Below are 16,900 nucleotides of genomic sequence, written 5' to 3'. Positions count from 1 at the left end.
TTATTCAAATTATTTTTGTAACTTAGACACTGTTAAGTTGTTACCCAACGAATCCCTCCCAAAAGGCTTTTACATGCCCAACTTAATATAAATCCAAAATTTTATGACCAGAGCTATTTTAATGTTACTGTCCCTTGGGATAGGTTATCTCATTTGGACACTCTTCCGCTCCGACAAAAGTGATTCAAGCTACGAGAAATCACCCGGTAAAAAACAGATTCCGATTTCCGAAATTGAGGAGGAAACCCGGCGAATCTTGCGACAGGCTCTCGAGGCAATAGGTTGCCAACCCAAACTCAATTCCGATGGGACTCTGAATTTTGCCTACCAGGGCGAAAAGTTTTACGCTTCGATCTCGGGTCGTTTCTCCGACATTTGGGATCCCAACTGGAACACGATAAGCATCAACAATCCCAACCTTCCCGTGGTGCGTGAAGCCATCAACCTCACCAATTCCCAACGGGGTCCAACCGTGGTGCTTACCCAGCCCGACAAAAATGGAATCATCTGGTTCCACAGTCATCACGACCTGATGCTCCACCCGGCATCCCCCGAGAATGTAGAGTACGTAGAGGCTGCTCTCGATTCGTTTTTCGTCACCCAAAAACAGCTGGACAAGTATTACAAACGACTCAGTAATATACGACAAGAGGAACAAAAGAATCGCCAGCCGATAGGATTCACGGCCAACCAAACGAAATCAGGGCCGTCAAAGGAGCCAACTCAAAACGGCGAGGGGGAAACGAAAAAAGAAGAAGGGGCTCTCTCCGCATAAACCGGCACCCCCCTTTCCCCCAATATTCAAAACCAATCTTTGAAAGCCGATACACGGGCCTTGCTGATGATTACTTTCTCGGTCGTGGGGGGATTGAGTTGCACAACCAGTCGCCCGCCAAACCACAGACTCACACCGGTAACGGCCTTATGAGCCACGATATATTGGCGATTGGCCCGGAAGAACTGGCGGGGATTGAGCATCTCGGCCAACTCGTCGAGCGTCTGCTGGAAGTCAAAAGTATCGCCCGACTCCATCACCGCCTTAACCGCCCCACCGTCGATATAGAAATAAGCAATCTGATCCACACTCACCGGCACAAAACGATCGCCCTTTACCGGTACCAGAAAATGAGTCTTGTAACTCTCTTCCCGCTTCAAGGCACGCATCACGGCCTGCAGGTCGGTAGCCGGGTGTGAAGCGCCAGCCCCTCCGAGCAACTTCAATTTATCAATAGCTTTTTGCAGGTCGGCAATGCCGATGGGTTTCAACAGATAGGCAATGCTGTTCACCCTGAAGGCTTGCAAGGCATACTCGTCATAGGCCGTGGTAAAGATAATGGGACAGGTGATGTCGATGTGGTCGAATATACCGAAAGCCGACCCGTCGGCCAGGTGAATATCCATGAAAACCAACTCGGGCATGGGATTGGCGGCAAACCATTCCAACGTACCGGTCACACTGTCGGTCTCGCCCACAATATCAAAGTCGGCATCTACCTCCTTCATCGCCGCCTTCAGGTTGCGCAGCGCGGCCTTTTCGTCTTCTATAATGAGAGTCTTCATATCAGCGGCAAAGTTACTTTAAAGTTCTTTTCATTCTCCTCGATAGTGATATCGCAACCAAAGAGCAGGCGGTAACGCTTCGAGAGGTTGGCCAACCCGATGCAGGTATTGCTGCTATCCGACAGCTTGGGCTGGATGCGATTGCTCACATAGAGGCTGTTCCCTTCGACCCCAATGTGTATCGTGAGCGGGTTGCGGTTACTGATTTCGTTGTGCTTTACCGCATTCTCGACCAGCATCTGCACGGCCATCGGGGGCACTTGCCGCTGCAACATCGCCTGGGGAATATCGATATCGAAACTCAAGTTCTCTTCGTAGCGCATCTGCAACAGATAGATGTAGGAGCGCACAAAGCTCATCTCTTCGGTCAAGGCCACCGTGTGCGCCAGGTTGTCGTGCAAGGTATAACGCATGACTCGCGACAACTCCTGCAAATAGTTCTGGGCCTTGTCGGGCGACTCCCGTATGAGCGAATAGAGGGTATTGAGCGAGTTGAAGAGCATGTGAGGGTTGAGCTGGCTCTTCAGGGCCTCGTACTGGTTGACCAGATTCTCGGTGCGCAACTGTTCGTTCTCGAGCAACATGCGCTGGCTGCACCGGTTTTGGTGCTCCATGTAGCAGGTACCTGTCACAATGCTGGTAATGAGAATATCGCGCAGCGGGTGCAGGTAGTGATGCAACATGGCGGTAATGGCCGGCACATCGAAATATTGATGGACAAAGACAAACCCCTTGCCCAACAGATTGCACACGACCAAGGTAATCACAAAGGTTACCGTCACCCGTTTCCACCCCAACTCCCTGGCCGGGCTATTGAGCCGCATAATCTTGATATTCAAGAAAAAGAGCAGCAAGGTAGAGAAATAGGTAAAAAGGATCTCATAGCTGACGTTGGCCCAGTGCACATCGGGGAAGAGGCGGCTGCCTGTCTCGGGATTAGAGAGCGCTATCAGCTCGGGCAGATGCATCAGGAACGCCAACAGGATAGAGATGGCATTCAGCATCAGGAGAAATCTTTTATGACGGTGCAACAACTTCATGCAACAAAATTAGTGTTTTTTATCTGTAATCTTGGCCGAGACATACATCCCTTGGCGGAAATTGGAGTATCCTTCCACGATGCGGGCATAGACCTTGATCGAACGGTTCACGTTGTCCACCATCTGATCGACCGAAACCAACTCGGCGGTAAACGTCGTGTCGGGCATGCCGTTCACATTGAACGTGAATCGGGTACCGGGTTTCAACTTGTCGAGATCTTTCTCATAAGCGGTCAACTGGAGCATGGGATTGCTCTTGTCGATAACATCGCAAACAGGCTCGCCCGCAGCAAAATATTTGCCGGCATTGATATCCATGTTGGTCACATAACCACTGCGCGGAGCCCGCACATCGAGATAGGTGCGAATACCGTTCCGGTTCAAAGCTGCGGTATCGACACCCAGCAAGGCGAGTTGGGCCGCGGCGGCCTCCATGCGGCTCTTCATGGAAAGGTAATCGGCCTTGCTTTGCTGCAACCGTTTCAGCGAGGCCGACTCGTCGGAAACCAGTTTCTGCTGGCGTTCATACTCTTTTCTCAGATACTCGGCTTGGGCGGCAGCATCGAGATAGGATTGCTGCAACTCGATGAAGGCGGGATTGGCCAACGTGAGAACCACTTCGCCCTTGCGCACATATTTGCCGGGCAGGATGTGGATATCCTTTACCGAGCCCCCCATGCTGAGCGTGACCGTGACATGGTTTTGCGGGGGCATCACGATGACACCGTTGAACGACGGCGGGTTGGAGACGTTGGTGGCTCCGCTCACCCCATCGACTTTGGGCATTTGCGCCGTGTCGTCCACGGCTTGCGCTACGGTATCGGCAGTACCGGCCGACCCGGCCTGTTGCCCCGAGGGGCTCGAACACGATGCGGCCAGCAGGGCAAGCATCAGATAAATCATAGACTGTTTCATCGGATTGTTTCTATTCATTGCTTTGAGTTTTTTTTGACGTGGGTTGTTGTGTGAATGACCGGGAAGTTCACTCGGTATAGAGTTCCAGCTCGAGTACGGTAATGTTGTAGGCATAAACCGTTTCGATGTAGCCCCGCCGGATCTCCCGGGCGGTATTCAGGCTCTGGATAAACTGACTTATATCGGTTTCGTTGGCCTGGAATTTCTTCAAGGCGCTATTCTGCAGGGCATCGGCCTCTTTGACAGCCGCCTGCTCGTAATAGGTGAGCCGCTCGCGCTGACGAATCAACTGGCTTTGCAGTTCGCTCACCTTGTTGGAGAGCTGGCGACGGTTGTCCTCGGCCTGCCAGTTGGCAATTTGCAGGTCGATGCGAGCCTGCTTGGCCCTGCTCTGCTGCGGGAAGAAGAGAATGGGCAGCGAGACACCTACCATCCATGAGTTGAGTCCCGAGAGAGGGGCTATCTTCTGGCGCACATAGCCTACCGAAATCTCGGGGAAGAAACGGCTGCGCTCAATCTTCAACATATCTTTTTTCTCCTGTACCTGGGCACTGAAGTAGTTCAGGTGCAGCGACGAGAGCGAAAGACCATCGGTCGGCAACGACATGACCGCCAGGGTGGTATCGACGGGCACCAGCGGCTGGTCGCTGTAACAGGCCCAGGCAAACCGGCGTTCGGCCAGGGCCAACTCTTCGGCGGCCTCCATCCAACGGGTATGCAGGTCGGTGGCCAAAGCCGTAATCATATTCCGTTCGGCCAAGTCGATATCGCCCTGGAGATAACGCTGTTCGCCACTGTTCCGCAACCGCTCGGCCAAGTCTTTCTGCCCGCGGTACATGGCGTTGATCTGGAAAGCATACTGGTAATAGGCCCAGGCCCGTTTCACCTCGGCCGTCACCTCTTTCTTCACCATGTCGCGGTAATTCTCGCCTTTGCTTATCTGCGTGTTGGCCAAGGCATTTTTATAGAAGGGCGTGAGCAGGGAACCCAGCGACTGCTCGACAGACAACTCGTTGTCGTTGCGGTCGGCCCCGTTCAACTGTCCCCACGAATAACTGAAGGAGGTGCTGCCGCCATCCCAGGCCTCGCCTTTCGAAACCCGGGCACGATCGACCTCGGCCTGAGCCATCTTCAAGCGCGGATGGTTGCTTTGGGCAATTTCGATAGCCTGCTCCAATGTTACACTCTGCTGAGCCTGCAGGGCGGGAGTAGAGAGTGCCAGCAGGGCAATGACCATAGCGGCCTTGCGGATGGAGCGACGGCTCTTGCGGCGCAACCGCTTGGCGGTCAAGATACTTACCACGCGATAGAATACGGGGATAATAATCAGGGTGAGTACCGTCGAGACAATCAAACCGCCTATCACTACGGTAGCCAGCGGGCGCTGTACCTCGGCTCCGGCCGACTTGGCAATCGCCATGGGCACGAATCCCAGCGAAGCTACCAACCCGGTGAGGAATACGGGACGCAACAGATGCGGGCACCCCTCGGCAATGATACGGTTGGTCGTCAAAGGATATTTGCCTCGCTTACGGATGTCGTTAAAGTGGTTGATCATGAGGATACCATTCAGCACAGCCACACCAAAGAGGGCGATGAAACCTACACCGGCCGAGATACTGAAGGGCAAGCCGCGCAACCACAGGGCCACGATACCACCGATGAGCGAGAGGGGCACGGTCGAGAATACGACCAGCGAGTAGGTCACGCTGTGGAAAGCAAAGAACAACAGCAACAGAATGAGCATCAAGGCAATGGGGATAACCACCGTCAAGGTGCTGATGGCATTTTGCAGATTCTCGAACTGGCCTCCGTATTCGAAGTAGTAACCGGGCTTCAGTTTCACGTTCTTGTCGAGTGACTCCCTTATCTGGCTTACCACCTGCTGGATATCGGCATCGCGCACGTTCACACCGATGACCACGCGACGTTTGGTAGCGTCGCGGTTGATTTGCAGAGGCCCGTTCTCCAGTTCGATGCTGGCTACCTCGCTCACGGGGAGTTGTATGTTATCTTTTGTGCGGACAAACAGCTTGTCGATATTCAGGTCGCTTACCTTGTTCTTATCCAGGCGGACAACAAGATCGAAACGACGTTCGTTCTCAAAGACGACACCAGCCGTCTCGCCGGCATAGGCGGTGCGGATAACGGTATTCAGCTCTTCGATATCGATGCCATAACGCGCAATCTTGGCCCGGTCGAAGTGCACGAGCAGTTGTGGCAATCCCATGGCCTGCTCGACCAGCACATCGGAGGCTCCCGGCACCTGCTCTACATAGTGAGCCGCTTCGCGAGCCTTGCTATACAACTCGGCCATATCCTCGCCATAGAGCTTGATGGCGATATCGGCCTTGGCACCCGTCATCAACTCGTTGAAACGCAACTGGATGGGCTGACTGAAGTTGAACTCGGCCCCCTCGATCGAGTCAAGACACTGTTTCATCTTCTCGACCATCTCGGCCCGACTCGATGCCGAGGTCCATTCGTCGAAGGGCTTCATGACAATCATCACGTCGGCATCCTCGACTGCCATGGGGTCGGTGGGCACCTCGGCCGTACCGATTTTGGCCACGACATGTTTTATCTCGGGGAAGCGAGCTTTGAGCCGCTTCTCGGCCTCGAGTGAGAGCTCAATACTCCGGCTCAACGAGCTGCCGGCCGGGAGGGTCATCTGCATGGCAAAGTCGCCCTCGTCGAGGGTAGGAATAAATTCGGCACCCAACTTGGTAAAGAGCAGCAGCGAGAGCAACAGGGCGGCAAAAGCCCCTACAATAGTTCCCCACATATGGGCCAGGCTGAAACGAAGTACTCGTTTATACCCCCGGTTCAACCAGGCAAAGAAGCGATCGGCCAGCGTCGTCTTTACCGTCACGTGGCGATTGAGACAGAGCGAAGCCATCATGGGCACATAGGTAACCGAGAGAATGAGAGCCCCTATGATACAGAACACCAACGTCTTGGCCATCGGGGTGAAGTATTTGCCCTCGATACCCGACAAGGTGAGGATGGGGAAGAATACAATCAAGATAATAAGTACGGCAAACGTAGCGCTTCGTACTACCCGACCGGCCCCCTTCTCGACCTCGACATTCATCTCTTCACGGGTGAGGGTGCGCCCCCGCAACTCCCGCCCGTACAGGTGGGCCAGGATGCCCTCCAGGATAACGATGGATCCGTCCACCACAATACCGAAGTCGATGGCCCCAAGGCTCATCAGGTTGGCCGACACATTGAAAATACGCATCAGAATAAAAGCAAAGAGCATCGCCAGCGGAATGACCGACGCCACAATCAGGCCGGCCCGTACATTACCCAGGAAGAGAATCAGCACCAGGAACACGATGATAGCACCCTCTACCAGGTTGCGTATAACGGTAGAGATATTCCTATTCACCAGTTCCGAACGGTTCAGGTAAGGCTCTACCGATACCCCTTCGGGCAGCATCTGCTGCACCTTGGCCACCCGTTTCTCCAGCTCCTTGGTCACCACGTTGGCATTGGCTCCTTTGAGCATCATGGCAATACCGCCCACACACTCGCCTTCGCCATCCTTGGTCATGGCCCCAAACCGCTTAGGCGCGCCAAACTGCACACGACCTATATCGCCGATGTGCACCGGGATACCACCTCGATTGGCCACCACAATCTGCTCGACATCGTGCAGATCGTTAATCATACCCTCGGAGCGGATATAGTAGGCACGGTTCACCTTCTCGATATAGCTACCCCCCGTATTCTGGTTGTTTCGGCTCAGAGCCTCGAACACCTCGCCAATAGTAATATTCAACGAATAGAGGGCATCGGGGTCAACGGCCACCTCATACTGTTTCAGATATCCGCCAAAGCTGTTAATCTCGACAATGCCGGGGATACCCGAAAGTTGACGTTTCACAATCCAATCTTGAATGGTGCGCAGCTCCATGGCATCGTAGCGGTCCTCGTAACCCGGAGCCACCTTGAGCACATACTGGTAAATCTCGCCCAACCCGGTGGTGATAGGCATCAGCTCGGGAGTACCCAACTCGGGCGGAATCTCACCCGAGACCATCTGAATCTGCTCATTGACCAGTTGCCGGGCATCCAGCGTGGGGACATCCTCCTTGAAAACCACCGTCACGAGCGACAACCCGAAACGCGATACCGAACGAATCTCCTCGACATTCATCACGTTGCTCATGGCTATCTCGATAGGGAAGGTGATGAGCTGTTCCACCTCTTGCGGAGCCAGCGTGGGCGACACAGTGACAATCTGCACCTGGTTGTTGGTGATGTCGGGCACGGCATCGATGGGCAGTGTCAGCATGGAGTATATACCGCCCGCCAGAAGCAACAGGGTGGTGAGCCCTACAAACAGCTTCCTCCGGATTGAAAAGTGTACGATCTTTGCAAACATAAGTGATAGAGACTAAATTTATACTGGTTACAAAGTTAGCTTCTTTATACTTTCCCCTACCCTGTTTGCCGGTGAAACGACCAAAATGGAGGTTGAAACAGACAATCGGCCGTGTGACGTTTTTCTTTCAAAAAGGGAAAAGAATCTGTAACGACAAAAATATGGACGAATTCCACGAAAGAGAGTAAACGCAAAAGCGCCGAGACCTTGATTGATCTCGGCGCTTTTGCGCGGTGCGGACGGGACTCGAACCCGCGACCCCATGCGTGACAGGCATGTATTCTAACCAGCTGAACTACCGCACCAGTTTCGTTTTGCGAGTGCAAAGATAGAACGCTTTTTTCAATTCTGCAACTCTTCGTTTCAAAAAATTCAGAATTATTTTCGGGCCGGTTCGTAGAGTCGCCGCACGATTTGTATAGAAGAATCTCATTATCAATCGAGAACGAATCCTATCATAACAGATGGATGTTGTGGCGGGCACACTCGGCTATCTGCTCCTCGGGCCAAATGCTGGCCTGCACCTCGCCGATGTGGGCTTTCTGCAACAGAAACATCGAGAAGCGCGATTGCCCTATACCACCTCCTATCGAGAGGGGTAACTCGTCGTTGAGCAGGGCTCGGTGGAAATTAAGCTGGGCCCGCTCGGGACAGCCACAGATGTCGAGTTGGCGCAGCAAGGCCTCACGATCGACGCGTATGCCCATCGACGAGAGCTCAAAGGGGATATCCAATACGGTGTTCCACAAAATGATATCGCCATTCAGTCCCAAGTATCCGTCGCTGTTGGGGGTAGTCCAGTCGTCGTAGTCGGGGGCCCGACCATCGTGGCGGGTACCGTCGCTGAGCTGCTGCCCGATGCCGATGAGAAACACGGCGCCATAGCGACGGGCCACAGCAGCCTCACGCTCCTTGGGGGTGAGGTGGGGATACTGCTGCAACAGCTCCTCGGTGTGGATAAAGGTTATCTCGTCGGGGAGCGTGGGGGTAATGTGAGGGAACTTGGCATAGACGAGAGCCTCACACTCCTTGATAACCCGGTAGATGGTGCGCACGGTATCCTTGAGATACTCGACGTTGCGGTCGTCGCGGGTGATGGTCTTCTCCCAGTCCCACTGATCGACATAGAGCGAGTGCAGGTTATCGAGCTCCTCGTGGGTGCGGATGGCGTTCATATCGGTATAGAGGCCAAAGCCGGGTGCTATATCATAGGCTCCCAACTTCACTCGCTTCCACTTGGCGAGCGAGTGCACAACCTCGGCTTTGCGACCACCCATGGCCGCAATAGGGAACGACACGGCCTGCTCGTTGCCGTTGAGATCGTCGTTCAACCCGGTTCCCGAAAGTACAAACAGCGGGGCGGTGACCCGTCGCAGGTTGAGTGCCTTGGCCAGACGCTCCTGGAAAGCATCCTTCAGCATCTTTATGGCCATTTCGGTAGTCTCGGGTAAAAGTTTGAGTTTATATCGCTGGGGAATTATTAGTGACATTTGGTTTTTATTAATTAGTAATTACATTCAATTAGTACAAAATATCCGCAAATATATACCATTTTTCCAATAATAAAAATATTTTTGCATCAAATTGAGATATTGAATAAAAATATCATATCTTTTATAAAAAAGATTGTCTAATATTTTTAAATTTTCGGAACCAAAAGACAAAATAGATTGTTTATAAATATGTACTGATAAAAATTATCTATTTTTGCAGTGCAAAAAAGAGAAAAAACCGGCTGCAACACGACGTTGTAACGCAGGTGTACGACATTCGCCTGCCTGCCTTTTTAACCTGGCCATCCAGCAAAACAAAGATTCATGGAGACAACCCGACTGGGCACCACCCCCGAGCCTACACAATCGGCAGCAAACGACTGCTGCCTGGTATTCAAACCCATCACCCTCGATTCGTTATCTGCGATAACTCCCTACTTGACCCGTCAGAATTACCGCACTTGCGACTTCTCGATTGGCGGCATCTACATGTGGGTCGATTATTTCGGCTACGAGTATGCCATTTGTCGCGACACCCTCTTTATCAAAGGCGGGGAGGAGGACCACCTGCAAAACACGGCCTTTGCCGTACCGGTGGGCAGCCTCGAACTGGCCGAGTCGCTGCCGTTGTTAAAGGAGTATTGCCAACGGCACAAGGTCCCGTTCATCCTCTCGGCTGTGCCCGAGCCGGCTGCACAGGCTATCGCTCAACTCTATGGCTGCCCCATCACCGAACTGCCCGACTGGGGCGACTACCTCTACCGGGCTACCGACCTGGCGACTCTTGTGGGGCACCGCTTCAACAAGAAGCGTAACCGGGTGAACAAGTTCAAGAGCACCTACCCCGACTTCCAGTACGAGGCCATCACCCCGCAGAATCTGCCCGAGCTGATTGCCTTCTTCGATCGCTATCGCCAGGAGTACCGCAAGGAGAGCGAGCTGTTTAACTACGAAGAGGGAAAAGTGGCCCAGGTGTTGCGCGAGTATGACCGCCTGGCTTTCGAAGGCGGACTGCTGCGTGTGGGTGGCGAGATTGTCGCCTTCTCGGTGGGCGAAGTCGTAAACGACACCCTCATCGTGCACATCGAGAAGGCCTGCAAGGAGATTGCAGGCGCCTACGAGGCTATCAACTTCTTCTACTCGGAGCATATGACCGAGACCCATCCCCAACTGCAATACATCAACCGTGAGGATGATGCCGGCGACCCGGGGCTGCGCGAGGCCAAACTCTCGTACAATCCCGAAACCATCTTGAAAAAGTACAACATCCCGCTCGACGCCTATCTGCATTGAGCCCCGATGTCACGCTCAGATTGACAAAAGGGCGTGTAAATTACCATAAAAAAGCGAGGTAAATGAGCCATTTGCCTCGCTTTTTATTCCTTGCCCCTTGTTTCTGCAATCGGTTTGCTCTATTTTTGCACTTTGTAAAAACAAGAAACACAAAAAACGAGATATGAAGAAACTGGTATGGGCGATTCTTGCAACGCTCCTCATTGCCGGAGCATCCCCCGCAAACTGCTACGCCAAAAGAAAGAGTAAAAAAGAGGATAAGAAAGAGCAGGTCAAAGACACCACTGCCAAGGAGTCGAAGTATGAGAAGCTCGTCAAAGGAGCCAAGACTCAAAAAGGCATGTTCACCCTGCACATCACAACCGACAACAAACTGCTGGTCGAGATACCCGACTCGCTGATGAGCCGCATCTTCCTGCTGTCGAGCCGCGTGGCTGCCACCACCAATCCCAAGCTGTTCGTGGCCGGCGAGATGACTACCGACCCCTTTATGATACGATTCAGCAAAAACGGGCAATCGGTCTTCATGCACCTGGTACAGCACAGCAACATCATCGACCAGAACGACCCCATCGCTGCCTCGTTCGACAAGAACTTTGGCGACCCCATCGTCAAGGCTTTCAAAATCGAGGTCCAAAACGGGAACAGTGTGGTGGTGGACATGAGCGACTTCTTCAAGACCAACGAGAAGATCATCAGCCCCATGCCCAGCAACCCATCCTCCAAAATCAAGACCGGCACCTACACGGCAGCCAACTCCTACATTCTGGGAGCCAAGAGTTTCCCCAAAAACTGCGAGATACGCTCGGTACTCAGCTTCACCGGCGACAACAACTGCACCGTGACCATGCACCGCTCGCTGGTACTCCTGCCCGAGCAACCCATGCGGCCTCGCATCTACGACCGTCGGGTGGGTTTCTTCTCGAGTACAAAAAACATCTACACGAGCGACAAAGACCGCATAGACCGCACGCAATACATTCACCGCTGGCGACTCGAGCCGAAGGACGAGGATCGCGAGGCCTACTTCAGGGGCGAACTGGTAGAACCCAAGAAGCCTATCGTATTCTATGTGGACAGCGCCTTCCCCGAGAAGTGGCGCGACATCGTGAAACAGGGTGTGGAAGACTGGAACACTGCCTTTGAGGCTGCCGGTTTCAAAAATGCCGTCATTGCCCGCGACTATCCTCAGAACGACCCCGACTTCGACCCCGACGACATGCGGTACAGCTGTGTAAAATATGCCGTCACCGACATTGCCAACGCCATGGGCCCGAGCTACGTCGATCCCCGCAGCGGCGAAATACTCACGGCCGACGTCATCTGGTACCACAACGTCATCTCGCTGGTACACGACTGGCGGTTTGCCCAGACGGGAGCCGTTGACCCTCGGGTTAGAAAAGAGACCTTCGACAACGACGTCATGCGCGAATCGCTGCGCTACGTTGCCTCGCACGAGATAGGACACACACTGGGACTCATGCACAACATGGGAGCCAGCTACGCCTTCACCATCGACTCGCTGCGCAGCCCGTCGTTCACCCAGAAGTATGGCACCACACCCAGCATCATGGACTACGCCCGCAACAACTTCGTGGCACAACCCGGCGACTATGAGCGCGGCGTGCGGCTCACCCCGCCCATCCTGGGAGTCTATGACATCTATGCCATCAACTGGGGCTACCGCCTCATTGCCGATGCACCCACCCCGCAAGACGAGGTAGCTACGCTCGACCGCTGGATAGCCGAGAAGAAAGCGGACCCCATGTACACCTTCGGTGCCCAACAGTACCCCGATACCTACGACCCCACCGACCAGACCGAGGACCTGAGCAACGACCACTTCAAGGCGGGCGAAATGGCCATATCGAACCTCAAGATTATCGTGAAGAATTTCGAGAAATGGCTCTTCGACGAGGGTAAGGACTACCGCACCATACGCGACGAATACACGGCACTCGTGCAACAATACAACCGTCATCTGCGCCACGTGGTTCCCTACATAGGCGGTGTGCTCTACACCGAGGTGCGCCAGGGCGACGACACACTGCCCTATACCTACCTCGACAAGGCAACCCAACGGAAAGCGTTGAAATGGATACTCAACCAGGCACGCACCTATCGCGACTGGCTCACCCCCGCCGATCTGCTGCAACGCATCGGGGCCAACGTCAACTATGCCAGCTCGATACATCGCACGCTCCCGGCCAGCCTCATCAAACCGGCCACCCTCTTCCGCATCCGTGAAGGCGGAGCCATCGACCCGGTGAAAAACTACACCGTCGATAGCTACCTCAACGACGTGATTGCCGAGGTGTTCAAGGCGACTTACCAGGGACGTAAACTGAACGAGGTGGAACGCGACCTGCAGAGTGAAACCATCAACCTGCTGGCCCGCTATTCCAACCTGGAGAACACTCCGGTCAAGAGTGCTTCGACCTCGCGCCTGACCGACGACGTGGACCTCGAGGGGGCCCCCTTCCCTTGCAGCCACGTGTTGTGCCACCAGGCCTGGGAGCAATCGTTCACCCGCTTCACCATAGGGCCTTCGATGTCGGTAGCCGAAATGGCCCCCTACATGAGCGGCGCCCTCAAGAAGATACTCACGCTCTACAAGCAGAAACGGGCCGCTACGACCGACAGCGCTACCCGCGATTTTTACGATTACCAGATTGTCACGATAGAAAAACTGTTTAACAACTAAACAAAGACCCGATAAAAAGCATTATTTTTGAGGTACGTCTTTGGAGTACGACACATGAAAGAATTTATCTTAACCCAAGAAGAAACCGAACGCACCGTCCTGGTGGGATTGATTACCAATACCCAGAACGAGGCAAAAGCCAATGAATATCTCGACGAACTGGCCTTCCTGGCCGAAACCGCCGGGGCTCAGCCCGTGAAGAAATTTCTGCAACGGCTCGATACCCCCAACTCCCGCACATTCGTCGGTGCGGGCAAACTGACCGAAATAAAAAACTACATCGATGAGAATGAGATAGGTATGGTCATCTTCGACGACGACCTCTCGGCCAAGCAGGTACAGAACATCGAGAAGGAACTGCAAGTGAAGATTCTCGACCGCACCAGCCTCATCCTCGACATCTTTGCCAAACGGGCCCAGACGGCCAACGCCAAACGGCAGGTCGAGCTGGCTCAGTACCAATATCTGCTGCCCCGACTCACCCGCCTGTGGACTCACCTCGAGCGGCAACGAGGCGGTATCGGTATGCGTGGTCCCGGTGAGACTCAGATCGAGACCGACCGCCGTATCATCCTCGACAAGATTTCGAACCTGAAGGAGGAGCTGAAAAGCATCGACCGCCAAAAGAGCATCCAGCGCAAGAACCGGGGTAAACTGGTGCGCGTGGCGCTGGTAGGCTATACCAACGTGGGAAAATCGACCCTCATGAACCTGCTGGCCAAGAGCGAGGTCTTTGCCGAGAACAAACTCTTTGCCACCCTCGATACCACCGTGCGCAAGGTAATCGTCGATAACCTGCCCTTCCTCCTCTCCGATACCGTAGGCTTCATCCGCAAGTTGCCCACCCACTTGGTCGATTCGTTCAAATCGACTCTCGACGAGGTGCGCGAAGCCGACCTGCTGCTCCACGTGGTCGATATCTCTCACCCGGCTTTCGAGGAGCAAATCGAGGTGGTGAACAAGACTCTGCAAGAGGTGTGCGACTCGTCCAACAAGCCCATGATTCTGGTCTTCAACAAAATCGACGCCTTCTCCTATGTCGAGAAAGCGGCCGACGACCTCACCCCGCGCACCCGCGAAAACATCTCGCTCGACGAGCTGAAAGAGACCTGGATGGGAAAAATGCACGACAACTGCATCTTCATCTCGGCCCGCAACAAAACCAACATCGACGAGTTGAAGTCGCTGCTCTACCAGCGCGTGAAGGAGATTCACACCACGCGATTCCCCTACAACGATTTCCTCTTCCAGCACTACGACGAAATCGCTACCGACAACGAAGAAGAAGGCGCCTCCTGACCGGGGCGCCCCCTCTCCACATAAATACTCACTGGGCTACCTCCTCCGGCCTTTTTAATCTCTGCCATTATGACGAATTATCGTAAACTCAATGCTACAGAAATCAGCCGGCTCACCGCCCAGGGATGCGAGGCCGACGACTGGAACCAAATGCAAGTAGCCGAAGGCTTTTCGCCCTCGACCATCACCCACACCCGATTCTCGGGAGAAATCGTGTTGGGAGTATTCGACAAGACCATTACCCTGCCGGGAGGACTCACCCGACGTGCCGGACTGCACAACGTCACGCTGCACAACTGCACGGTGGGCAACAACACCCTCATCGATGGCGTCGCCAACTACATAGCCAACTATCACATAGGCGACGACTGCTACATACAAAACGTGAACCTGTTGCTCACCGAGGGAGAAAGCTCCTTCGGCAACGGTACCGAAGTATCGGTACTCAACGAAACAGGGGGCCGCGAGGTACCCATCTACAACCGGCTGTCGGCACAGCTGGCCTACCTCATCGCCATGTATCGCCACCGTCCCGACCTCACCCGTCGGCTCCGGCAGATGGTAACCGATTATGCCGCTACCGTGACAAGCAACCGTGGAACCATAGGCAACGGTGTCCATATAGTCAACACGGGCACGATACGCAACGTGTGCATCGGCGACGCTTGCTGCATCGACGGCGCCTCACGACTTGAAAACGGGAGTATCAACAGTTGCCGGGAGGCACCCGTATCGATCGGGGCCAACGTCACGGCCGAGGATTTCATCATCAGCTCGGGCGCCTGTGTGAGCGACGGTGCGGTATTGTCGCGCTGCTTTGTGGGACAAGCCTGCCACCTCTTCCACCTATTTTCGGCTCACGACTCGCTCTTCTTCAGCAACTGCCAGGGCGAGAACGGCGAGGCCTGCGCCATCTTTGCCGGCCCCTACACGGTGACCATGCACAAATCGAGCCTGCTCATTGCCGGCATGTTCTCGTTCCTCAACGCCGGCAGCGGATCGAACCAAAGCAACCACATGTACAAACTGGGCCCCATCCATCAGGGAGTCGTCGAGCGCGGGTCGAAGACCACCAGCGATTCCTATATGCTGTGGCCCGCCAAGATAGGCGCCTTCTCGCTCATCATGGGTCGTCACGTCAACCACCCCGACACCTCGGGCATGCCTTTCTCATACCTCATCGAGCACGGCAAGCACTCCTACCTCGTGCCGGGGGCCAACCTCAAGAGTGTAGGTACCATACGCGATGCCCAGAAGTGGCCCAAGCGCGACCGACGCACCGACCCCGACAAGCTCGACTGCATCAACTTCAACCTGCTCAGCCCCTATACCATCCAGAAGATGCTGCAAGGTATCGACACCCTGCAAGGGCTCAAACAGACGTCGGGCGAAACCTCCGAAAGCTACTCGTTCCAAAGCACCACCATCAAGCACAGTTCGCTCGAGAAGGGGATACAACTCTACACGATGGCCATCCACAAGTTCATGGGCAACTCCATCATCAAACGGCTCGAAGGGGCCCCCTTCGCCAATATCGACGACCTGCATCGTCGGCTCCAACCCACCGATAGTTTGGGCCAAGGCGAATGGATAGACCTGGCGGGACTCATCCTGCCCAAACAAGCCGTCGAGGAGGAGATCGACCGCATCACCGGCAACAACGGCTACACCCTTGCGCAGGCCGAAGCCGACTTCCACGCCCTGCACCGCCGCTACTACGACATGGAGTGGACTTGGGTATGCTCGCAAATGAAGCGCTGGTACGGGAAAGAGATAGACAGTCTCACCCCGCAGGATATCATTGCCATCGTGCGACAGTGGAACGAGTCGGTAGTAAAGCTCGACCACCTGCTCTACGACGACGCCCGCAAAGAGTTCTCGACCATTTCGCGCATCGGCTTCGGAGTCGATGGTTCGACCAGCCAGCGCGATGGCGACTTCGAGCAGGTGCGGGGCCAGTTCAAGAGCGATCCCTTCGTCCAGATGGTCTGCCGCCACATCGAAGAGAAAACTGCCTTGGGCAACGAACTCATCGACCGGCTGAATCGGTTGGAAGAAATATAATTTGCAACTCGAACTATTCCAACCGAGCGAAAATACCCGGAAATAACCGCACGGGATTTCTATTGGCCCCCGCATCACCATACGGAGTGACGGTCTGTGTCGTTCTACATTTGAGGGAAAAGGAAAACCATATCACAAC

General features: G+C 54.3%; 10 protein-coding genes and 1 tRNA gene. 5 read left to right on the top strand and 6 right to left on the bottom strand.

The genetic code is table 11. The features are described 5' to 3' along the window. The first annotated feature begins 121 nt into the window (after window positions 1–121). Entirely contained in the window at window positions 122–775 is a 654-nt protein-coding gene (locus tag B5G10_RS09960; protein WP_143241120.1) for a hypothetical protein, read from the top strand. A 26-nt stretch (window positions 776–801) separates the two neighbouring features. On the opposite strand, the gene B5G10_RS09955 is transcribed toward B5G10_RS09960, so the two are convergent. The 6 genes from B5G10_RS09955 to asnA all read right to left on the bottom strand — a co-directional run bounded on the left by B5G10_RS09955 (window position 802) and on the right by asnA (window position 9,398). Continuing rightward, window positions 802–1,560, bottom strand: coding sequence for a LytTR family DNA-binding domain-containing protein (locus B5G10_RS09955; protein WP_087424577.1), 759 nt, complete (start codon window positions 1,558–1,560; stop codon window positions 802–804). Next, the gene (locus B5G10_RS09950; protein ID WP_087424576.1) at window positions 1,557–2,600 is read right to left on the bottom strand and encodes a histidine kinase; all 1,044 of its coding nucleotides are present in this window, start codon (window positions 2,598–2,600) and stop codon (window positions 1,557–1,559) included. The genes B5G10_RS09955 and B5G10_RS09950 overlap by 4 nt, the downstream gene beginning before the upstream one ends. A gap of 9 nt (window positions 2,601–2,609) precedes the next feature. Then, entirely contained in the window at window positions 2,610–3,533 is a 924-nt protein-coding gene (locus B5G10_RS09945) for an efflux RND transporter periplasmic adaptor subunit (RefSeq protein ID WP_241147749.1), read from the bottom strand. Window positions 3,534–3,582: 49 nt separating this feature from the next. Beyond that, window positions 3,583–7,908 carry a CusA/CzcA family heavy metal efflux RND transporter gene (locus tag B5G10_RS09940; RefSeq protein ID WP_087424574.1) on the bottom strand — a complete coding sequence of 1,442 codons (4,326 nt, stop codon included), beginning with the start codon at window positions 7,906–7,908 and terminating at the stop codon, window positions 3,583–3,585. Between the two features lie 231 nt (window positions 7,909–8,139). Then, window positions 8,140–8,213, bottom strand: a tRNA-Asp gene (locus tag B5G10_RS09930). Between the two features lie 150 nt (window positions 8,214–8,363). Further along, window positions 8,364–9,398, bottom strand: coding sequence for an aspartate--ammonia ligase (gene asnA, locus B5G10_RS09925; RefSeq protein WP_087424572.1), 1,035 nt, complete (start codon window positions 9,396–9,398; stop codon window positions 8,364–8,366). 327 nt (window positions 9,399–9,725) lie between these two features. On the opposite strand from asnA, the gene B5G10_RS09920 reads away from it, so the two are divergent. From B5G10_RS09920 to B5G10_RS09905, 4 genes are all read left to right on the top strand, one after another. Beyond that, a complete protein-coding gene (locus B5G10_RS09920) occupies window positions 9,726–10,694 on the top strand; it encodes a phosphatidylglycerol lysyltransferase domain-containing protein (RefSeq protein WP_087424571.1) in 969 nt (322 codons plus the stop codon). Between the two features lie 163 nt (window positions 10,695–10,857). Then, window positions 10,858–13,398: a zinc-dependent metalloprotease gene (locus B5G10_RS09915; protein ID WP_087424570.1), complete on the top strand. Its 2,541-nt coding sequence runs from the start codon at window positions 10,858–10,860 to the stop codon at window positions 13,396–13,398. A 54-nt stretch (window positions 13,399–13,452) separates the two neighbouring features. Then, window positions 13,453–14,697, top strand: a complete 1,245-nt coding sequence (gene hflX, locus B5G10_RS09910) for a GTPase HflX (protein ID WP_087424569.1) — start codon at window positions 13,453–13,455, stop codon at window positions 14,695–14,697. A gap of 69 nt (window positions 14,698–14,766) precedes the next feature. Further along, window positions 14,767–16,761, top strand: a complete 1,995-nt coding sequence (locus tag B5G10_RS09905) for a DUF4954 family protein (RefSeq protein ID WP_087424568.1) — start codon at window positions 14,767–14,769, stop codon at window positions 16,759–16,761. The last annotated feature ends 139 nt before the right edge of the window (window positions 16,762–16,900 follow it).

Source organism: Barnesiella sp. An55, from assembly GCF_002161555.1.
Classification (GTDB): Bacteria; Bacteroidota; Bacteroidia; order Bacteroidales; family Barnesiellaceae; genus Barnesiella; species Barnesiella merdipullorum.
The sequence above is the reverse complement of the archived record's forward strand: the minus strand, read 5'-3'. Positions and strand labels throughout refer to the sequence as shown.